Genomic DNA, 19,683 nt, shown 5'->3' with positions numbered 1-19,683 from the left:
AGTAGCTTTACAGATTTGATCAATGCATTTGTTGATCGCGCAATTGAAAAACGCGCGGCGAATATTGTGTCCTTGCGCCCTGGCGAAGGCGTGTTTTTGCACCCAGCCATTATGCTCACCGCACTGATTTGGACCTTGTTTGTTGCGTCAGACGAATTGGTGGGCATTGCCCATGGCGCCGAAATTGACCAGGCCGCTGGTGATTTTGATGTGCTGTTGAACGCGCCTTTGAGCGAAACAGACGGCGCATTTGGCATATTGCAGGCCGCATTGACGGAACAAGATGCGCAAGACACTGCAGCCGACGCCACACCAACAACAAAGAATGCAATAGAGCCCGCCGAGCGCGAAGTGCAGAGCGCGGCGACATCAGCGATTTTGCCAAATCCAATTTCACTCAGCTTATCTGCGATCGCAGTGACCTTTGGCATGAGCAGCAAATCAAGCTTTGAGTTCTTGCAAAACAGCCAAACAACCACTGAGCAAGACGAGCAATCCACTGCGAACAGTTTAGAATTAAGCGCCGCGCAGGCAACAGAGGATGCTCAAACGGATCGCGACGTGTCCGCGGTTTCAGACGATATGGCTGAAACAAGCGAAGCGAACATTGAACAAGCCAAAAGTGCCGGCGCGCAAGCCCAGTCTCAGCACGACCTTGATGTGTTCAACGTGCCAAATTCAATTGTGCTGACAAAGGGTCTCAGCGGCAATCTGGATGGGGGCGGCTTTGACACTGGCTTGGCCGGTGTTTTTGATGTCTTTGTGTCTCAGACAACCGTGTCGACGGTTGAACAAGGATTTACCGAAGCCAAAACAAGCGTGCAAACCAACCAAAGCGAACCTAAAGCGTCGTCCCCACAAGGTGACGACAATGGCAGCGCACCAAATCTTTCGACCAGCCTTCAGCTTCAGTTCGATTTTGGACAAAATGTAAGCTTGAGCGCCTATAGCATTGCAAATCAGGAACTGTTCGCCAGCTTTGACATATCTTCAATCCAAGGGGTCGACTGGAACAGTATGTTTGGCACTGATCTGCCCATCAGCATCCTGCCAATTGATCATGGCGACCTTGATCATAAGCCTGAAACGCCCACACCAACGGGCCACACCATTCGCGCTTCACAGATTACCGAATATTCGCAAGAAGCGATGACATTTGTTAAATACTTGCTGGCAGAGCGGGACACGGTTGAAATGGTTGTGCTTGAAGGCAAGATCATCTTGGTCGATTTGTCGGCCTTTGATGATGTCACCGACATTAGCTATTTGCGCAGTTGGTCCTATGACGACGTGGGCATTGTTTCAACAATTGGACATTTGTCGGACTTTGAAGCGTTTGACCTTGTGCTGGCATAACCGCCAGCACCATTAGACCTTGCTCTGAACATTCTCACGATGCAGTGCCTGCAACATTCCTGAAAGCCGCCGTGAAATGATGGGATAGCCGTGCGAAGCGCGCCATTTTTTTGCACCTTCAAGCTTTTCAGTGAAGCCTGGCTCCTTCGCATTGCAGGCTTTGATCACTTGCATAACACAATCAGCGATATCGCTCGGTGTTGTACCTTTCATATAATGAACAGCGGCCGAAACATCATCAAAAATCGGCGAGGGTGACACCAGCACGGGCTTGCCCGTGGCGATACCATACCGCACGGCACCGCTTGCTGATTCTCCCGTCGATTTATAGGGGTAGACAATCAAATCTGAGCTTGAGAGCTGGCTCAAACTGTCTTCATCTGCCAAAAACTTAGTGTGGAACTCAACAAATTTGTTCAGGTCCAGTTTTTTGGTCAAGTCTTTGGCCTGCTTGATTAAATCGGCCGAAACTGCCGCTGGGAATTGGGCGTTCACAAGTTTTAAGCGCGCGTTGACCCCACGATCTCGCAAAAGCTTAGTGGCCTCGATCAGCTCCAACAACCCCTTGTTGGGCAAAAAGAAACCATAGGCAGCCAGATGGAGCACTTGCGTGCCCACTGGCATGATTTCACGCGCGAAAACATTGTCCGTAACAAGCGCCCCATGCGGAAAGAGCGCGGCATTCTTGTCGAGCGAAAGCGTTTTCAGCCGATTAAGGTCATTCACCGAATGAACCAACAAACGGTCACAAACACTCAGCCCTTGTTGGATAAATGCCAACTTGCGCGTTTCATCATGAGCCGGATCGATTGTTGAATGCAGCGTTACGACAATGGTGCGCCCTTGTTTTTTCAGGTCGAGCAGCAGTTGATTGAAGTGCTCAAATTCAAAAAAACCATAGTTGAACTGGATCATCACCACGTCAAAATCATGGTGTTCGATCTGCGTTTTAAGGGCCGACAAGTCGTCTGGGCTTCCCTCAGACCAACAAATCTCAATCCGTTCTCGTTCATGTCCTTCTAGCATCGTGCCATCATCGGCAAGGATGACCGTTGGCAAGGACATTTCGCTGAGCAAATGCTCCGAATATGTGGCAATGCCACAACGCTTTCTAAAAGTTGAAACCCACCCAACCGAAGGGGGCAGCATTGGCGCACTAACATGCGCTGCCTTTTTGTGCCGTTGTGCAACGGCGTGCCAACTGAAGCCTTCCAGCAAAGCAGAAACCGCTAAAGGCGGCACACTAACACTGTCGGATTTTTCAAAGGCCTGCTTCATGCTGTTTGCAAGGTCTTGCACATCTGGCTCTGCCCAGACGCTATCAAAGGCGAACTCATGGGTCGACGCTTTGGCATAGGCATAGTCGATCAAACGTACGTTTTGGTCGTTGCAAAATTCAAGCTGCCCGCTCCAACCGGTTGTAATGACACTAAGTCCGCAAAGCATTGCCTCTGCAATTGGCAAACCAAATCCCTCGGCCCGACTTGGCGCCACCAATACATCGCATTGTTCATACAAGGACTTGAGTTGTTCCGCGGCCATATCATCAAATATCAATTTGATGTCCGGGAAGTTCTTGTGCTTTTGCCGCAGTTTTGCGATTTGATCCGCGATGTCGTTGTGCGGGTTTTCGAAGGTTTTGATGATCAAACTGACATCGTCATCACCTGTGAAGCTTTGTGCAAAAGCTTTTACTAAAACATCCGCCCCTTTGCGCGGGAAGCAAGACGAGACATGCAAGAACTTGAAAGATTTCGCCGTCAATTCATAGGATGAATCGGCCTCAATCTTATTCCAATGGTCAACACCATTGCCAACGACGCTAATCGGCACATTGACGCCACTATCGATCAAGAGCTTTTTCACATGTTCTGAGGTCACGCAAATATAGCTCAAACTCTCGTTGAAGCCTTGCGCGAACTCTGCAGGGAACTCTGTTTCTTCCCACGCATAGGTGTGAAGACCTGCATTTGGATGGCGCAGATCTGCAACCCGAGGCGGGTACATGTTTCGACTGATCGAATAAGCCTCATCAATCGGCGGCTCAAGGGCGCGCGCGTACATGGCGCTTAAGTCTGGGTTCTGAGCCAAAAACGTTGGGTTTGCGGGGAAATCTCCGGGCCCTTCAGAGGACAATAGGGCGATAGTTGACCCTGTTTGCTCAAGCGCTCGCGCCAACTCCCGATTAACAAGTGCAAGGCTGTAAGAGCTATCAAAAGGGCCTTCCAAGCGCAGGTTCCCATTGTCGTTCTTTTTTGAACGGGAAAAAGCCAGCCGCTTTTCGCAAGCCCGCCGATTATCAGCCATGAGTTGCGCAATCTTGTTAAAAAATGCGCCATTGTCTTTTTTGGAATTGGCCAACATGTGCAGGAGTGTTTCTGCTGTCTGCTGATCAATTGCATCGAAATGCTTTTGAAACTCGTCCCAAGTTGAAGGAACGTGCGCAGCTGGCGCTGCAAACTCTTCCAAAACAGTTCGGACAACGCTTGCCGTTTTCGCCCAACTGAATTCTTTCGCCCTCGCAAGCCCTTCTTCTGCCAGCTCTTGGCGAAAAGCACTATCTTGCAACACATGGGCCATCATTTGCGACAGCTCAGAGGTATTGTTTGGATCAAATAGTGCTTTGGGATTGCCAACAACTTCAGGGATACTGGAGCAATTGGCGGCAATCGTTGGTGTACCGCACTGCATGGCCTCCAAGGGGGGCAAACCAAACCCTTCATGCAACGACGGGAACACAAATAGGTCGGTTAGATTAAACAGATCGACCAACTCACGGTCAGAAACAAAGCCCAGCAGCTTCAGCTTGTTGCCAACTTTATGCTGTTTTGCCGCTTCAAGTAGCGCTAGCCGCTCTTGCTTTGGTATGCTGCCCGCAAAAACCAAGTCGTATTTTGCGCGCGTTGCTTTTGGCATAGAGCCAAATGCCTCGATCAATCGATAGAGGTTTTTGCGATGGTCTGCGCCTCCGGTGTAAAACACAAAGGGAGCTGATATGTCGAACTTGGCATAAAGCGCATCACGTTCAGCATCGCTAACCTTTATTGGTTTGAACATTGGATCTGCTGCTTCAGACGCATTGATGATGCGCGTTGCCTCAAAGGACAAATGCTGATGCGCTTCCTTAGCGGATGAATCCGAAATCGCCACAAGCGCAGCAGCACTCTCAATTTGATGCAATTTCGCTGTGTAGGCGGCTTTGTACCCGGGGTTTTTCGACAGGTATTCGCCTTTATATAGCAGCGGGATTAGATCGTGGATGGTCACCACCACCGGGCAAGGCAACATATGCTCAAACGAGATTGTCGCGTCATCGACAAAGCCCTCAAAAAAGCTGGGCACGAACAAAACATCTGGCATGATATAGCCAACAAAGGCTTCGTACAGCAGTTCCGCGGCACTGTTTTTTTGCGCATTCCCCGGATCGTTCAGTTGGGTGAGTTTGGGCAATTGTACAATGTGTATTTGCGTCGCGGGCAGCAGCTTGTGGAACTCACGTAAACTCTGAGTAAGCGAGTTCTCCAGCGAAGCGTTAAACAGCAGGTGATATTCATCACCGGGCTGGGCGGATGCAATTAGCGCGCGCGTCAATTCTCTGGCGTAGCGCCCCATGCCCCGCAGCCGACTTTCGGTTTGGCAGGCTTGCATATCGATCAAAATGCGGGTCATTTTTTATCCTTGGCCGAAAGCCTGTCGAACAATGCGCGGTTTAAGCGCGCGCGGGGGCTAAGTTGGCTATTGGCCAACATATTTGAGCGACTGCCGAAAGCCGAATTGGCTGGGTCTGCCAACACAATATTGCGCAAACGGCGCGAAACTGCTGGGCTGAGCGACACCACAGACATCGCAGCTTTACGCAGCAAAGGACGCGACATGACTTGAGGTGCGACGAACCTAATTCCGCGCACGATCACAATTTTAACGGGCAAAATGATCTTCGAAATTACGGCGCGCACTATTTCGTTTCCTTGCCCATTTGTCGCTCGATCGTCAGTTTTGGCGGTATCCAGCTGGTGCCCTCAAACAAGGCATATTTGGTGTTTGCTACGCTAAAGGTCAGCGCGAGATCGCGCCATTCATAGTTTTTGGCGATGTGGCTATCGGCTTGGTGCAACGCCACTTGAATGGAATAGTTGCCATGTCCGATTTTTACGTCAAAATCATATTGGTAGCGATAGGTTTCGCCTGGTTTTAAGTCGGTAATGACTTGTTTGGTGTGAAAACTGTTGGTGCCAAAAACGGCCCGGCCCAGGCGGTCTTTGATCATATAGCCCACCACCAGTTCAGGGATGGGTTCATGCACAGCCAAATCGATGATGATCGAGGCCTTGTCGCCAACCAACAAACTGTCGACGTCCTCGCCCTTTTCATCCACCAATTGGATGTTTTCAATCGTCGCTTCGCCGGTGCCAGAAATGGTGCGCACGCGCCCATCAGCCCCCTTGACCTGCTCAAGTCGACTGCCTTCACGCTGCGCAACGATGGCGTTGTAATAGTCGAGCACTTCTTCGGGGTCACCATCTTTGGCCACTTTGCCGTCGTGGATCAGCAATGCCCGGTCACACAAAGACGCCACAGATGCCCGATCGTGCGAGACCAACAACAAGGTGGTGCCTTGCTCTTGGAACTGGCGAATGCGCGCAAAGCTTTTGTGTTGAAAGTAGGCGTCCCCCACGGACAAAGCTTCATCCACGATCAAAATATCAGGGCGAAAGGCTGTGGCGACCGAAAAGGCCAAACGCACCTGCATGCCGCTTGAATAGGTACGGATCGGCTCGTCAAAATAGGTGCCGATCTCTGCAAAATCTTCAATATCGGCCATTACATCGTCGATTTGGTCTTTGGAAAATCCCATCAGACCCGCGGTATTCCACACATTGGCGCGGCCCGTCATATCGGGATTAAAGCCCATACCCAGTTCCAAAAGCGCGGACACGCGGCCGTTTAGTTCAACGGTGCCCGTATTGGCCTGCATGGTGCCGGAAATGATTTTGAGCAAGGTGGATTTACCCGCGCCATTCTGCCCAATAAGGCCGATGGCTTGGCCCGCCTCAACTTCAAAACTTACGTCTGAAAGAATGGTCTTTTCCGTAAGGGGAGCAATTTCAATTCCTATCCACCCCAGCACACGATGCCATTCAGACTTATAGGTCTTGAACGACTTTGAAATCTTGTCGACGCGTACAATACTCATAGTACATCCACCATATCCGGTCCTGCCCGGCGAAAGACCAAAAGCGCCACCACACTCGCAACAGCACCGATCGCCCCCACAATTAGGACCCCGGTGAATGAAGGCACAATAGATTGAACAATGACCTGATGATAGAAATCAACCAGTTGAAAAACCGGATTGAGCCGCATCCACGTCATGTATTTTTCAGGGATAATGGTTGAGGGGTAAACGATCGGGGTGAGCCAAAACAACACCTGTAAAATGATCGGGGTAACTTGTTCCACATCGCGAATGAACACATTAACAACCCCCAAGAACAAACCAATGCCCATGGCAAATAGTGCAATGAGGGGGATCATCAAAAAGATCAACAACATTGGCCAACCGGGTGGGTGACCCAAAATTAAAAAGATCACCACCATCACCGCCAACAAGATAATATTGTTGGTGATCGCCGCACCCACTTCAATAATGGGCAGGGTAACGCGGGGGAAGTTGACTTTCTTGATGGCGTTGGCATTGCTCACAAACACTTTAATGCAGCGGTCCAAAACCTCGGAAAACAAGTTCCACGCCAAAAGGCCAGACATCAAATAGATCGCATAGCCATAGGTATTTTCAATCCCCGGCACCTTAGCGGACAATAAATTGCTCAGGATGAAAGCATAGATAAGCACTTGGGAAAGCGGTTGAAACACAATCCACGCGGCGCCCAAACGCGATCGCACAAATCTGGCGCGGAAGTCATTCCAAATCGAATTGAGCAAAAAATGTCGATAGGCCCAAAGACTGACGAGAAGGTCTTTCATTCTTACAATTCCTGGTGCCGATCCGGCTTGCGTGTAGGTTACAAAAAATCAGAGCTGACAGTTACGCGCTTGCGGGTCAAATTTCAAGCTTTGCGGCACGGTTTGATGCGCTCGCGTTCCGTGCAATTTGCACACTCACATGTGAATATTCGCACAGACCCTTACGACCTTGGTCGAATATGTCTGCATATATTTGCACCAAACCCGCGAACCGCTGTTGACGCCAGCAGATGAGCGCGCCAAAACAGCTGCAAAAAAAGACAAAAGCTTCACGCTGGGGACTAGGGTTATGAAACTGAAAGAGCTTGACGCACCGGGCTATGAGCGGGTGGTTTTAGCAAGTGATGATGCCACGGGTTTGCGCTCGATTATTGCCATTCACAGCACAAAACTGGGACCTGCGGCTGGTGGTTGCCGTATGTTCAATTATGAAAATATTGACGCAGCCGAAACCGACGCACTGCGCTTGGCCAAGGGCATGACCTACAAAAACGCAGCGGCAAGCTTGCCACTGGGTGGCGGCAAGTCGGTGATTATTGCAGATCCGCGTAAAGACAAAACGCCTGAGTTGATGCAAACGTTTGGCAAATTCGTCAATGAATTGGCTGGTACTTATTACACCGCAGAGGATGTTGGCATTTCCGTTGAGGACATTGCTGAAGCGGCCAAATTCACCAGTTATGCAGCGGGCCTATCAGATGGTCCATTTGGCAGTGGCGATCCTTCGCCAGTGACCGCGCGGGGTGTGTTTTTGTGCATGCAAGTGGCGGCCAAATACGGTTTAGGGACTAACGACCTTAAGGGCAAAACCGTTGCTGTGCAGGGCCTTGGCCATGTGGGCATGCATTTGTGCGCACATCTGCATGAAGCGGGGGCCAAACTTGTGGCCACAGATATCAATGCGACAGCCATTGAAGAAGCCAGCTCACGCTTTGGCGCAAGGATTGTGGACCCCGATGCCATTTACGGGGTTGAGGCTGATATTTTTGCCCCCTGCGCCATGGGCGCATCAATTTCACCAGGTTCCATCCCGCAGCTTGAAGCAAAAGTTGTTGCTGGGGCGGCCAACAATCAATTGGCAGATGAAAACTGCGGCCAATTGCTGGCAGACAGGGGCATTCTTTATGCGCCCGATTATGTGGTCAATGGCGGGGGCATCATCAATGTGGCCGCTGAAATTTTAAAGATTTCGGAGCAAGCTTGGGTTGAAGAAAAAGTCATTCGGCTGGCCGATACAACGGACCAAATATTGAGCCAAGCAACGACGACACATGCTTTACCCCATATTGTGGCTGATCAGTGGGTCGACAATATTTTGGCAAAAGCCTAAACAAACAAAGAAAAGGGGCCGGCAAGCCGACCCCCTCACTGCATGGAAATGCAAGTGAACTACTTTTTGGCAAGCAGGTCACGAATTTCGCCAAGCAACACTTCTTCTTTTGAAGGTGCGGGCGGCGCAGAAGGTGCGGCTTCTTCTTTTTTCTTCATGGAATTAATGCCCTTGACCACCAAGAAGATGGAAAACGCAATTATCAAGAATTTCACAACTGCATTCACGAACAGGCCAATGTTCATGGTAACGGCACCAGCTTCTTGCGCAGCGGCCAAAGTGGCATAGTTGCCAGCAGCTTCGTCTTTAAGCACAATAAACATGTTGGAAAAGTCCACGCCACCAATCAAAAGACCGATTACAGGCATAAACACGTCGTCCACAAGTGAGCCAACAATGGCACCAAATGCAGCCCCAATGATCACACCAACGGCCAGATCAATCATGTTGCCCTTCATGGCAAACTCTTTAAATTCTTTAAGCATGTTGTTTGTTCAACCCCTATCATTTTAGTATTTCGGTGCGCTCCCCTATTGGCGCCCTCGCGCAAAACAATAACAAAAACTTAATATATTTCAATTGGCTAAACTGTGTGAACAATTCGTTCGGCATTTCGACACAATCAAAGATGTGCGTAAATTAAACCGTTTCTTTTTTTGGTCAGTGCGGTAAAAGATCGTATCAAAGATTTCAACGCGTTAAAGGTGAACCAATGACCATCCGGCAGCATAGCGGCGACCTACCAAACCTAGACAATTATGGGCGCCAAGTGGCAATTGACACCGAAACAATGGGCCTAAACCCATTTCGCGACCGCTTGTGTGTGGTCCAACTTTCCCCGGGCGATGGCACTGCAGACGTGGTGAAAATTGAACTGGGGCAAACCGAAGCGCCAAATCTGCAAAAGCTTTTGGCCGATCAAGAGCGCACCAAACTCTTTCACTTTGCCCGTTTTGATATCGCTGCGCTCTATAATGCCTTTGGCACTGTAACCACGCCATCCTATTGCACCAAAATTGCTTCAAAATTGGTGCGTACCTACACAGATCGACACGGCTTAAAGGACCTTTCGCGCGAACTGTTGGGGGTCGATATGTCCAAACAGCAACAAAGTTCTGATTGGGGCGCGGAAAAGCTGACCAACGCGCAACTCGAATATGCTGCAAGCGATGTCCTATATTTGCACGACTTGCGCCGCCACTTGGACCGTATGCTAAAACGCGAAGGGCGAATGGAAATGGCGCAGGCTTGTTTTGACTTTTTGCCCACCCGCGTGCAGCTCGATTTGGCAGGCTGGCCAGAAACAGATATCTTCGCGCACAGTTAAACAAACCAGGCGCGGCGATGGCCAATCATTCAGCACCAATTGCCCAACGTGATATCGAAAGTGCGTTCAAAGGGATCGCACGACGGCATCTTATCGTCAAATTTCTGCGCATAATTGTACCCATCCTAGGTGCCGTTTTGTTCGCTTATTTGGTGTTGCCAATGGTTTTAAGCACCTTGTTCCCAGCCGCACAATTTGACGCGGTTCGCATCAATAGTGATCGTTTGATAATTGATGCTCCAAGGGCAAAAGGTGCCCTTGGTGATGGGGGGCGCTACCGTATTGCCGCTCACAGCGCTGAAACAGGGTTGACCAATCAAGACAGTGTGGACTTGGTTGATATGGTGGGCGATCTTTGGTTCGCTGATGGCACCACCGCTAAAGCGACTTCAGATGATGGTCGTTACAACTTTTTGGATGAAACCTTAGAAATGCTAACCCCCATTGAAATTTCATCGAGCAATGGAGATAAGGGGCGCCTCGGCAATGGTGTCATTTTCCTTTCTGAGCAGAGATTTACTGGCGGGAATGGGGTGCGATTTGACTTTATTGATGGCTCAACACTTGATGCGGCCACAATGAAGTACAATTCTGCGCAAGGAAAATGGGAATTCACCGATTTTACGCTGGTTTTAATACCCGCGCCCGAAAAGGACGTTTCGCAATGATGCGACTAAAAAGTATAGCCCATCTTGTTTTTGTTGGCATTGTTGTGTTCCTGATAGGAAGCGCAAGCGGATTTGCGCAATCCAGCGAACAGGTCAATATTACCGGGGATCTGTTTGAAATTGACCAGCAGAGCAAAACGGCCACCTTTACTGGCAACGTATACGCCAAACAAAAAACCTTTCAACTCTGGGCCCCACGGCTGATTGCCTCCTATGGAGAGGGCGGCCCTTCAGATTTGAAAAAGGTCACCGCAGATGGCCGCATTCGGGTGGAGTTTGGCAATCAAAAAGCGATTGCTGACCGAGGTATTTATGACCCGTCAACAAAATCACTCACGCTTATTGGCAATGTTTCGACCAGTCAAACGGGGTCAAATGATGTGATCAATTCAAATGAAATGATCATTGACCTGAGCACCAACACCACACGGTTTGAAGGTGGTGGCAAAAACAATGGCCGCGTAACCGCCACTTTTGGGTCTGGGAACTAACCATGGCCGGTGAAGTTGATCCCACAGGTTGGTTGGTTGCCCACTCTCTCGCCAAATCCTATGGCAAAAAAGTGGTTATTCGAGACGTGTCTGTTGCGGTAAACAGAGGCGAAGCGGTTGGCCTATTGGGCCCAAATGGCGCGGGCAAGACCACTGTCTTTTCAATGATCATGGGCATTGTTGCCCCCGACAATGGCGAGATTTTGCTACACGGGCGGCCAATCACAGGCTTGCCGCTGTTTCAGCGCGGTCGATTGGGCATGGGGTATTTGCCTCAGGAACCCTCAATATTTCGTGGAATGGACGTTAAAGACAATATTTTGTCCATTCTAGAAGGCCATGTGAAGTCGTCAAAAGCCCGCCACGAGCGCTTGGATCAACTGCTTGAAGAATTTTCTATTACCCACATCCGCGACGTTGATGCGCTTGCCTTGTCCGGCGGCGAGCGTCGTCGCGTAGAAATCGCTCGGGCTTTGGCGGCAGACCCCGCCTTTATGTTGCTCGATGAACCATTTGCCGGGGTTGACCCCATTGCGGTGGGTGAAATTCAAGGGTTGGTCAAACAATTGACCGACAAAGGCATTGGCGTTCTAATCACCGATCATAATGTGCGCGAAACCTTAGGGCTGGTGGATCGGGCCTATATTATCCATGGTGGGCAGGTGATGGTGCAGGGTCGTCCCGAAGATATCACCAATGACAAAGAGGCCCGTCGCGTATATTTGGGCCAAGATTTCCACCTTTAGGCTGGGCCCGCCAGCCACATATTCACAAGTTTGAAATATTGTTGTCAGATTGTTTGGCATGAAACTTGTATAGGGCATGCAAATCATGGCATTTTCTCCTTAAAGACCTGATTTCCATTCACGGAGCACCACCAAATGGCGCTGGGCCCACGCCTTGAACTAAGACAAGCACAAACGCTTAAATTGACGCCGCAATTGATGCAGTCAATCAAGCTTTTGCAATTGTCTCATCTTGAGCTGAGCACATTTGTTGAAGCCGAATTGTTGCACAACCCACTGCTGGAACGTACGGACCCAAATGCGGATTCTGATGGCGATGGCCCCGGTGAGCAGGATGGCACACCATCAAGCGATGCGGCACAAGATATTTCCAGCCGAACCGAACAAATGGAAAGCGCTGTTTCTGTGGCCAGCGAGATGGATACTGACCCCTCAAATCTGTTTCCCGAACAAGTGGGCCAAGATTCTGTTTCTCAATCCACCACCAGTTACCAAGAAAGCCGCGGGCAAGGGGTTGGCCCTGAAAAGGCAGAGATCGACCAATATGTTTCGTCGCAAAAATCCCTCGGCGATCATCTGATTGAACAGGTTCATTTGATTTTGCGCCACCCCGGGGACCTATTGATCGCCAGCGCGATCATTGAGAACCTTAACGAGGCTGGGTATCTAGACAAAGATTTAGACCAAATCGCTGAGCAATTGGGCACAGAACTTGGGCATGTTGAAGCGGTGCTTGAAGCCATTCAAGGGTGCGACCCTATCGGCATATTCGCCCGCAATGTGCCTGAATGTTTGGCCATTCAATTGCGCGAAAAAGATCGTCTGGACCCGATGATGCAGGCGCTTCTGGACAATATAGACCTTGTGGCGGCCCACAAATTCAAAGAATTGATGGCGCTGATCAATTGTGACCAAGATGATCTCAAAGACATGCTAACCGAGATCAAACGGCTCAACCCGCGTCCTGGCGCTTCGTTTGAAGGATCGGCCATTCAACCCGTTGTGCCAGATGTTTACATTCGCGCCGCGAATGGTGGGGGATGGCAAATTGAACTAAACAATGATGTTTTGCCCAACGTTTTGATCAATCGCACCTATTATGCTGAGGTGTCTGCCAAAGCCAAAAAGGGCGAAGAAAAGACCTATTTGCAAGAATGTATGCAAACCGCAAACTGGTTGACCAAAAGCCTTGATCAACGCGCGCAAACCATTCTTAAAGTCACCAGTGAAATCGCCCGACAGCAAGATGGATTTTTGGTGCATGGGGTTTCACACCTCAAACCGATGACACTCAAAATGGTGGCCGAAGCGGTGGACATGCATGAAAGCACCATCAGCAGGGTGACGGCCAACAAATATGTGTCAACGCCGCGCGGCCTGTTTGAGTTGCGCTATTTCTTCACCAGCGCCATTTCAAGCTCCACAAGTGGCGACGAGGACCATTCAGCCGAAGCCGTGCGGCACGAAATCAGGCAATTGATCGAAGCGGAGGACCCTAAAAAGATCCTCTCTGACGACAAATTGGCGGTGATTTTGAATGACAAATTTCAAATGGGGGTGGCCCGTCGCACCGTCGCCAAATACCGCGAAGCCATGGGCTATCCCTCATCTGTCATTCGTCGACGTCAAAAGCGGGACATGATGGGCTAGTTGCGCCCTTTGGCTGCGGTTAAAAAATCGACCAATCTAACTCGTTGACCACTTGCTCCAGCATCTGCGTGCCGATCAGAGAGTTGCCATGCTTGTTCAGCCCCGGAGACCAAACAGCAATTGATGCAATATGCGGCACAACCGCCAAGATCATGCCGCTGACGCCGCTTTTTGCCGGCACGCCCACCCGATATGCAAAGTCACCAGATCCATCATAATGCCCGCAGGTCAACATGATGGCGGCGATACGTTTGGCCCGTTTTGCAGACACCATTTGCCCGTTTTGCGGACCAAGCCCACCGCCAAAGGCCAAAAAGCGCCCCGCTCGCGAAAGCTGCACGCAAGACATCGATAAAGCGCATTGATGAAAATAAACGCCCAACGTCAGGTCAACTTCGTCGCGCAAGTTGCCATGGGAAGCAAGATAATGCGCAAGCGCGCGGTTGCGGTGTCCTGTTTGGGTCTCCGACATGGCAACGGCCTTATCGATATGAATGGTTTCGTCTTCGGCTAACGCCCGGACAAAGCTAACAATTTGGGCCAACGCTTCTTTGGGCTGATAGCTGGTCAAAATCGAATCGGTGACCACAATTGCCCCCGCATTGACGAATGGATTTCGAGGCACCCCATTTTCATGTTCGAGCTGCAAAATCGAATCGAATGCGGAACCCGAGGGTTCTCGCCCAACTCGGCTCCACAATCGATCGCCAACCGTGCCGAGCGCTAGGGCCAGGGTGAAGACTTTGGAGACAGATTGAATGGTGGTTTGTTGGTTGCAGTCCCCAGCGCTAATGGTCTCGCCATTGGCCAAAGTGACCGCAATACCGGCTTTTTGAGGATCGGCTTTTGCCAATTCGGGAATATAGGCGGCGACTTTGCCCCGCTCTTTGGTTTGTTCAGCCCGCTCGATTGCGCGTTTAAGTGCCGATTTGATCTCATCTAACGATTGGCTCACAAAAACTCCTCAACACTAAGCGCTCCACTCAAACAATTTGAGAGGTGATTGGAAACCCTTGTTTGATGAATTGTCGCAAAATTGCTCAACCTCAGCACAAAACACGTACTTCCTGATGCAGATCAACAGCAATTGAGGGGAATTTTGCAAAACATTAACTGCGCCGCGAAAAGCGGTGTGATTCACAAGTGCATAGCTAAAGATGGTAGCGTTTTTTTTAATCGCATGGAAGGGATTTAGACGAGATAATCATAAAATTGATTGATTGCGTTTCCGCTGATTTGGGCGTTACACTTTCAATTGTGAGGACTCGTCCTCGGCTATTCAGCCCTTCAATAATTTTAACGAAATGGGGTACAAAATGAACTTACGTGTTTCAGGCAAGAACATGGATGTTGGCGATGCATTGCGCACAAAAGCATTGGATCATCTCGAATCCGCAGTCACTAAATATTTTGACGGCGGCTATGATGGACATCTCACATTGGAACATGAGGGTAAGCGGTTCAGTGCCGATTGTCTCGTTCATTTGGATACAGGCGTTGTGCTGCAAGCTAGCGCCGTGGCAGGTGATGCCACTTCAGCTTTTGAAACAGCTGCGGAGCATATTGAAAAACGGCTTCGTCGCTACAAGCGCAAACTGAAAAACCATCGCCGTGTAGCGGGTAATGTGCCCACCGCACAGTCGTACGTTTTGGCATCGCCAGAATCGCAAGAAGAGGTTGAAGAAGACTTCTCTCCAGCGGTCATCGCCGAATCAACTTCAGACCTACATTCCATAAGTGTTGGTGAAGCTGTTATGGAGCTCGACCTGTCTCAACAGGACGTCTTGGTGTTCCGCCATGCTGGACATGGACGCGTTAATGTGGTTTATCGCCGGGCTGATGGAAATATCGGCTGGGTTGACCCAGCACAGCAAGACGCTTAAAACGCGCCACTTCGGTGTTCGACGAACGAGAGATTTTTAATGGAACTCGCTGACATCCTTACAAAGGAAGCCATTGTGCCCTGTGCCAAGGCGACATGTAAGCGGCAACTGCTGCAACTTGCAGCGGACAAAGCTGCTGAACTTGTTGGCGGTGATGCCCTTCAAATCTTTAAAACGCTGACCGAACGTGAACAACTGGGCACAACGGGGCTTGGCGAGGGAATCGCCATCCCCCACGGCAAAATCGATGGGTTAAAGGGCGTGACTTGCGTCTTTGTGCGACTAGACCATCCTATTGATTTTGACGCTGTTGATGACAAGCCTGTTGATTTGGCGTTTGTACTGCTCGCCCCCAAAGGCGCGGGCGCCGACCACCTGAAAGCTTTGTCGCGCATCGCCCGTCTGGTGCGCTCAAACAATGTTGCCCAAGAAGCCCGCAAAACCCGCGACGCCAAAGAGCTTTACCAGCTTTTGACCCGCGCGAAGGGCCACTCAGACGCAGCCTAAGCCATTTCTGGCACCCCCAACAAATTGACAATCCCTATCGTGGGGCGCACCATAATTCTTTGTCTTAAGAATATGGGAGCGCCAATTGTTTCGTTTATTGCTCGCTACGGCCATGTTTTTACCAAGCACGGCAATCGCAATGGATTTATCATTTGAATGGGGCGATACGCCCGCCTGCAATACGGGCTGGCCGGATGTCATTGATAGCCCGGTCTTTGAAATCAAAGACGTGCCCGAGGGCACGCAGAAACTAAAGTTTAGTTTGAAAGACTTAGATGCACCCGGCTTTAGTCACGGCGGGGGCACCATAAGTTATGATGCAGAAACGCTTATTGACGCCGGTGCTTTTACCTATAAAGGACCATGTCCGCCTAACGGCAAACACGAATATCAATGGACAATGACCGCCTTGGACTTTTACGGCGACAAATTGGGCACAGCAAAGGCAGTGCGCTTTTTCCCCGAATAGGCATCCAAGTCTTGTTTGGCTTAGTGCCGCACGGTCACATTGTGACCTGTGTCATCTAACCATTGGCGCAATGCAGCGCTGTCGTCAGTGATCAGCACAGGGGTGCCATCTGCTGCGAATAGGGCTTCAAACTCTGCTTGCTCGGGCGCATCTTTTGCCTCTGGAAACATGGTTTTAAGCTGCTTGCCGGTGAGATGACGGCGGTAAACGATTTTATCTTCTCCAAGCGCCAAAAAGTCTTCTTTGCTCAAAGGGGTTTGTTGGGTGTGCTGGGCCATATCTTTACTCCTGACGTAGATTTGGGCGCACTTGATCTGTGATCACGTACAAAGCCCAAGTTGGCTGATTTAATCGGCGGACTTGATTTTGATCCGTTTGGCGACCTTTTCAATATTGGGTCGGCGGATCATGACATTGAGCAAACCATCGCGCAGTTCAGCGCCTTCAACCAACATGGCCTCGGCCAGTAAAAAACTGCGTTGGAATTGGCGCGCGGCAATGCCGCGATGTAAAAACTCGCGTTTTGGATCATCGGACTGCCGCCCGCGGATCAAAAGCTGATTGTCTTCAAGTGTGATTTCCAATTCATCTTCACCAAAGCCAGCCACAGCGATCGAAATCAGAAAGGTTTCTGATCCGTCTTCTGCAGCAACGCGTTCGATGTTGTAAGGCGGATAGCCGTCAGCAGCCTTGGCCAACCGGTCTAATCGCTGTTCAAACTCGTCAAAGCCGAGCAAAAATGGGGAGGAGAAGAATGACATACGTGACATATTGTTTTTCGTAAGAGCATATGCACCAAGGCCAAACGCTCAACCGTCCTTTGTTCAAAGCAACTTTTTAGACCCGCCAAGCGGCGCCTGTATCCATGATATGGTTGGCCTGCGCTAAAGTTCAAGAGTGGAGGATAAAATCCCTTTGACCGCGACGCGCTTGATAAAGGCCTGTTGCCGTTGATGCCCAAAGCCTCATAAGGTTTGTTCATGTTTTTATCCGTCGTTATGCCCGCCTTTAAGGCCCAAAACACAATCATTGCCAGTGTGCACAGCGCACTGGCACAAACGCACAAGAATTTTGAGCTGGTGATCTCATGTGATGATCAATTCAATTATGAAGAGCTTTTGCGCGAAAACGCGATTAATGATGCGCGCTTGGTTTTTACCGATACGGGCGCGATCGGCACAGGGTCATCGAACGCGCGAAACATCGGCATAAACAAAGCCAAAGGCCGCTATATCGTTGTGCTAGATGCTGACGACCAATTTGTACCAACCAAATTGGAACTGGTGGCCAAAGCGCTAGAGTTTCACCCCCTGGTCACAACGGGCTTAGAAGTTGTGACCAACAAGGGCGAATATTTGCGACAGGTTGGGTGTGCGGGCAAAAACCGCAAGTTGAGCGCAGGCGCGTATAAATTCACCAATATCTCAATGGACAGTATGGTGGCCCACGACCGTGAGAAAATTCCGGTCGAATATGACGTGGAATTGCCGTGTCTTGTTGACCTTGGTTTAATGCTGAGCGCTTTTTGCCATGTGGATGGCAGCTTCCACCTTGCTTTGCCGTTACACCGCTATTTCAAACAAGTCCAATCCATCAGTATGGGGCCTGAAGCAAGCCAGCGGTATGTGCGAATCAAAAGATTGTTGCTGGACCGGCTTCGGTCCGGTTTCTATCCCCTTGCAGGCGGTACAAGTGCCCAAAGCGGCCTGATCTCATTCCTTGAACTCTCACTTGAAGCTGAGAACCAGTTTGATGCAGCAAAACGCCGGAAAAGCGACCTTTTGTTCGAAGATCACCTCGAATCAAGGTTACGAGATTTTACTGCCTGATCAAGATTCAGGGCTTTATTGATAAAATGTGAGTCTTGTCAGACAATTACATCAAAATTTTTTTGATTTGTGGTTGCACCAATCGTCAAAAGAAGCTTTGTTACGTCTGCTTGCGGCGTCCGAGTGCCGCAAATGATAATTGGAGGGAAACATTATCATGAAGAAATTTGGAAAGCTGTTGGCAGCAACGGCTCTCATGAGTGCAACGGTTATGGGCTCAGCCTATGCCAAGACACTCGTATATTGTTCTGAAGGTTCGCCTGAAGGCTTCGACGTTGCACCTTACACAGCAGGTACAACTTTTGATGCGTCTTCTAAGCCACTTTACAACCGTTTGGTTGAATTTAAGCGCGGCACATCGCAGGTTATTCCTGGTTTGGCTGAAAGCTGGGAAGTGTCAGAAGACGGTTTGGAGTATACCTTCAACCTTCGTAAAGGCGTGAAGTTCCACACAACGAGCTTCTTCACACCATCACGCGATTTCAATGCAGACGACGTATTGTTCTCATTTGATCGTCAGCGCAACGCTGATCACCCATGGTACGAATATGTACCAGGCATCTCTTGGGAATATTTCAACGGCATGTCTATGCCTGACCTTATCAGCGATATCGTTAAAGTTGACGATTACACTGTGAAGTTCATTTTGACACGTCCTGAAGCGCCAATGGTTGCAAACCTTGCAATGGATTTTGCTTCAATCGTTTCTGCAGAATATGCAGATCAGTTGACTGCATCTGGCACACAAGAAATGCTCAACCAAGAGCCAGTGGGCACAGGTCCATTTAGCTTTGTTGCATACCAAAAAGATGCAGTGATCCGTTATGCGGCGCACGGCGATTATTGGGGTGGCAAGCAGCCAATCGACGATTTGGTATTCGCAATTACAACTGACGCTGCGGTTCGTGGCCAAAAGTTGAAAGCGGGCGAATGTCACATTGCTCCATATCCTAACCCTGCTGATATTGAAGGCCTAAAAGCTGACAGCAACTTGGTTATGATGGAACAGCAAGGCTTGAACGTTGGTTACCTTGCGTACAACACGCAAGTGGCTCCATTTGACAACGCAAAAGTTCGTAAAGCGTTGAACATGGCAATCAACAAACAAGCGATCTTGGATGCTGTATTCCAAGGCGCTGGTTCAGCTGCTAAAAACCCAATTCCACCAACCATGTGGTCTTATAACGACGCAATCGTAGACGATGCATACGATCCAGCTGCTTCAAAAGCTATGCTTGAAGCTGAAGGCGTATCTGGTCTTGAAATGGAAGTTTGGGCAATGCCTGTTCAGCGTCCATACAACCCAAATGCTCGTCGTATGGCTGAATTGATCCAAGCCGATTTCGCTGAAGTTGGCGTAAACGTTCAAATCGTTTCTTACGAGTGGGGTGAGTACCTTGCACGTTCGAAAGAATTGGATCGTAAAGGTGCGGTTCTACTTG

Annotated in this window: 20 protein-coding genes; 12 read left to right on the top strand and 8 right to left on the bottom strand. The window is 49.8% G+C overall.

Going from position 1 to position 19,683, the window contains the following annotated elements; genetic code table 11:
• Positions 1 to 1,356 (top strand): hypothetical protein (locus Q0231_RS07175; RefSeq protein WP_299346742.1); only part of this gene is annotated, 1,356 nt, incomplete at its 5' end.
• Positions 1,357 to 1,368: 12 nt separating this feature from the next.
• Here Q0231_RS07175 and Q0231_RS07170 read toward each other — a convergent pair.
• Genes Q0231_RS07170 through Q0231_RS07155 form a run of 4 tightly spaced genes read right to left on the bottom strand, consistent with a single transcriptional unit; the run spans position 1,369 to position 7,341 of the window.
• A complete protein-coding gene (locus Q0231_RS07170) occupies positions 1,369 to 5,025 on the bottom strand; it encodes a glycosyltransferase (RefSeq protein WP_299346741.1) in 3,657 nt (1,218 codons plus the stop codon).
• Complete coding sequence (locus tag Q0231_RS07165; RefSeq protein ID WP_299346740.1) at positions 5,022 to 5,312, bottom strand: hypothetical protein; 291 nt, start codon at positions 5,310 to 5,312, stop codon at positions 5,022 to 5,024. The genes Q0231_RS07170 and Q0231_RS07165 overlap by 4 nt, the downstream gene beginning before the upstream one ends.
• Positions 5,312 to 6,550: an ABC transporter ATP-binding protein gene (locus Q0231_RS07160; protein ID WP_269393107.1), complete on the bottom strand. Its 1,239-nt coding sequence runs from the start codon at positions 6,548 to 6,550 to the stop codon at positions 5,312 to 5,314. Before Q0231_RS07160 ends, Q0231_RS07165 begins: the two co-directional genes overlap by 1 nt.
• Positions 6,547 to 7,341, bottom strand: a complete 795-nt coding sequence (locus Q0231_RS07155) for an ABC transporter permease (RefSeq protein WP_269393108.1) — start codon at positions 7,339 to 7,341, stop codon at positions 6,547 to 6,549. Before Q0231_RS07155 ends, Q0231_RS07160 begins: the two co-directional genes overlap by 4 nt.
• 289 nt (positions 7,342 to 7,630) lie before the next feature.
• Between Q0231_RS07155 and Q0231_RS07150 the strand changes: the two genes are divergently transcribed.
• Positions 7,631 to 8,671 (top strand): Glu/Leu/Phe/Val dehydrogenase dimerization domain-containing protein, encoded by a 1,041-nt coding sequence (locus Q0231_RS07150; RefSeq protein ID WP_299346739.1) that lies wholly within the window; start codon positions 7,631 to 7,633, stop codon positions 8,669 to 8,671.
• Between the two features lie 59 nt (positions 8,672 to 8,730).
• On the opposite strand, the gene mscL is transcribed toward Q0231_RS07150, so the two are convergent.
• Entirely contained in the window at positions 8,731 to 9,156 is a 426-nt protein-coding gene (mscL, locus tag Q0231_RS07145) for a large conductance mechanosensitive channel protein MscL (RefSeq protein WP_269393110.1), read from the bottom strand.
• A 227-nt stretch (positions 9,157 to 9,383) separates the two neighbouring features.
• Here mscL and Q0231_RS07140 point away from each other — a divergent pair, with 227 nt between their 5' ends.
• The 5 genes from Q0231_RS07140 to rpoN all read left to right on the top strand — a co-directional run bounded on the left by Q0231_RS07140 (position 9,384) and on the right by rpoN (position 13,553).
• Positions 9,384 to 9,998, top strand: a complete 615-nt coding sequence (locus Q0231_RS07140; protein ID WP_269393111.1) for a ribonuclease D — start codon at positions 9,384 to 9,386, stop codon at positions 9,996 to 9,998.
• A 17-nt stretch (positions 9,999 to 10,015) separates the two neighbouring features.
• Complete coding sequence (locus Q0231_RS07135; RefSeq protein ID WP_269393112.1) at positions 10,016 to 10,666, top strand: hypothetical protein; 651 nt, start codon at positions 10,016 to 10,018, stop codon at positions 10,664 to 10,666.
• Entirely contained in the window at positions 10,663 to 11,157 is a 495-nt protein-coding gene (locus Q0231_RS07130; protein ID WP_269393113.1) for an LptA/OstA family protein, read from the top strand. The genes Q0231_RS07135 and Q0231_RS07130 overlap by 4 nt, the downstream gene beginning before the upstream one ends.
• 2 nt (positions 11,158 to 11,159) lie before the next feature.
• The gene (lptB, locus tag Q0231_RS07125) at positions 11,160 to 11,903 is read left to right on the top strand and encodes an LPS export ABC transporter ATP-binding protein (protein WP_269393114.1); all 744 of its coding nucleotides are present in this window, start codon (positions 11,160 to 11,162) and stop codon (positions 11,901 to 11,903) included.
• A gap of 135 nt (positions 11,904 to 12,038) precedes the next feature.
• Entirely contained in the window at positions 12,039 to 13,553 is a 1,515-nt protein-coding gene (gene rpoN / locus Q0231_RS07120) for an RNA polymerase factor sigma-54 (RefSeq protein WP_299346738.1), read from the top strand.
• Positions 13,554 to 13,572: 19 nt separating this feature from the next.
• Here the strand turns inward: rpoN and Q0231_RS07115 are convergent, their stop codons facing one another.
• Positions 13,573 to 14,487, bottom strand: coding sequence for a glutaminase (locus Q0231_RS07115; protein ID WP_299346743.1), 915 nt, complete (start codon positions 14,485 to 14,487; stop codon positions 13,573 to 13,575).
• A gap of 382 nt (positions 14,488 to 14,869) precedes the next feature.
• Here Q0231_RS07115 and raiA point away from each other — a divergent pair, with 382 nt between their 5' ends.
• The 3 genes from raiA to Q0231_RS07100 all read left to right on the top strand — a co-directional run bounded on the left by raiA (position 14,870) and on the right by Q0231_RS07100 (position 16,412).
• Positions 14,870 to 15,436: a ribosome-associated translation inhibitor RaiA gene (gene raiA, locus Q0231_RS07110; protein WP_269393116.1), complete on the top strand. Its 567-nt coding sequence runs from the start codon at positions 14,870 to 14,872 to the stop codon at positions 15,434 to 15,436.
• A gap of 39 nt (positions 15,437 to 15,475) precedes the next feature.
• Complete coding sequence (ptsN, locus tag Q0231_RS07105; protein WP_269393117.1) at positions 15,476 to 15,943, top strand: PTS IIA-like nitrogen regulatory protein PtsN; 468 nt, start codon at positions 15,476 to 15,478, stop codon at positions 15,941 to 15,943.
• Positions 15,944 to 16,082: 139 nt separating this feature from the next.
• Entirely contained in the window at positions 16,083 to 16,412 is a 330-nt protein-coding gene (locus tag Q0231_RS07100) for a YbhB/YbcL family Raf kinase inhibitor-like protein (RefSeq protein WP_299346736.1), read from the top strand.
• Positions 16,413 to 16,432: 20 nt separating this feature from the next.
• Here Q0231_RS07100 and Q0231_RS07095 read toward each other — a convergent pair whose 3' ends face one another.
• Both Q0231_RS07095 and Q0231_RS07090 read right to left on the bottom strand, forming a co-directional pair.
• The gene (locus Q0231_RS07095; RefSeq protein ID WP_269393119.1) at positions 16,433 to 16,690 is read right to left on the bottom strand and encodes a DUF1150 family protein; all 258 of its coding nucleotides are present in this window, start codon (positions 16,688 to 16,690) and stop codon (positions 16,433 to 16,435) included.
• A 69-nt stretch (positions 16,691 to 16,759) separates the two neighbouring features.
• Positions 16,760 to 17,182, bottom strand: coding sequence for an Hsp20 family protein (locus Q0231_RS07090; RefSeq protein WP_299346735.1), 423 nt, complete (start codon positions 17,180 to 17,182; stop codon positions 16,760 to 16,762).
• Positions 17,183 to 17,392: 210 nt separating this feature from the next.
• Here Q0231_RS07090 and Q0231_RS07085 point away from each other — a divergent pair, with 210 nt between their 5' ends.
• Both Q0231_RS07085 and Q0231_RS07080 read left to right on the top strand, forming a co-directional pair.
• Positions 17,393 to 18,241, top strand: coding sequence for a glycosyltransferase family 2 protein (locus Q0231_RS07085; protein ID WP_299346734.1), 849 nt, complete (start codon positions 17,393 to 17,395; stop codon positions 18,239 to 18,241).
• 157 nt (positions 18,242 to 18,398) lie between these two features.
• Positions 18,399 to 19,683, top strand: a 1,285-nt coding sequence (locus tag Q0231_RS07080; protein ID WP_299346732.1) for an ABC transporter substrate-binding protein, incomplete at its 3' end; no start/stop codon positions are given.

It is taken from the genome of uncultured Maritalea sp. (assembly GCF_937139385.1).
Taxonomy (GTDB): domain Bacteria; phylum Pseudomonadota; class Alphaproteobacteria; order Rhizobiales; family Devosiaceae; genus Maritalea; species Maritalea porphyrae_A.
This window is presented reverse-complemented; position numbering and strand designations above follow the sequence as displayed.

Coding starts and splice junctions, on each gene's coding strand:
- rpoN (WP_299346738.1), top strand. CDS start 12,039: ATGGCGCTGGGCCCACGCCTTGAACTAAGACAAGCACAAACGCTTAAA.
- Q0231_RS07150 (WP_299346739.1), top strand. CDS start 7,631: ATGAAACTGAAAGAGCTTGACGCACCGGGCTATGAGCGGGTGGTTTTA.
- Q0231_RS07100 (WP_299346736.1), top strand. CDS start 16,083: ATGGATTTATCATTTGAATGGGGCGATACGCCCGCCTGCAATACGGGC.
- mscL (WP_269393110.1), bottom strand. CDS start 9,156: ATGCTTAAAGAATTTAAAGAGTTTGCCATGAAGGGCAACATGATTGAT.
- Q0231_RS07135 (WP_269393112.1), top strand. CDS start 10,016: ATGGCCAATCATTCAGCACCAATTGCCCAACGTGATATCGAAAGTGCG.
- lptB (WP_269393114.1), top strand. CDS start 11,160: ATGGCCGGTGAAGTTGATCCCACAGGTTGGTTGGTTGCCCACTCTCTC.
- Q0231_RS07085 (WP_299346734.1), top strand. CDS start 17,393: ATGTTTTTATCCGTCGTTATGCCCGCCTTTAAGGCCCAAAACACAATC.
- Q0231_RS07130 (WP_269393113.1), top strand. CDS start 10,663: ATGATGCGACTAAAAAGTATAGCCCATCTTGTTTTTGTTGGCATTGTT.
- Q0231_RS07155 (WP_269393108.1), bottom strand. CDS start 7,341: ATGAAAGACCTTCTCGTCAGTCTTTGGGCCTATCGACATTTTTTGCTC.
- raiA (WP_269393116.1), top strand. CDS start 14,870: ATGAACTTACGTGTTTCAGGCAAGAACATGGATGTTGGCGATGCATTG.
- Q0231_RS07140 (WP_269393111.1), top strand. CDS start 9,384: ATGACCATCCGGCAGCATAGCGGCGACCTACCAAACCTAGACAATTAT.
- Q0231_RS07095 (WP_269393119.1), bottom strand. CDS start 16,690: ATGGCCCAGCACACCCAACAAACCCCTTTGAGCAAAGAAGACTTTTTG.
- Q0231_RS07170 (WP_299346741.1), bottom strand. CDS start 5,025: ATGACCCGCATTTTGATCGATATGCAAGCCTGCCAAACCGAAAGTCGG.
- ptsN (WP_269393117.1), top strand. CDS start 15,476: ATGGAACTCGCTGACATCCTTACAAAGGAAGCCATTGTGCCCTGTGCC.
- Q0231_RS07160 (WP_269393107.1), bottom strand. CDS start 6,550: ATGAGTATTGTACGCGTCGACAAGATTTCAAAGTCGTTCAAGACCTAT.
- Q0231_RS07090 (WP_299346735.1), bottom strand. CDS start 17,182: ATGTCACGTATGTCATTCTTCTCCTCCCCATTTTTGCTCGGCTTTGAC.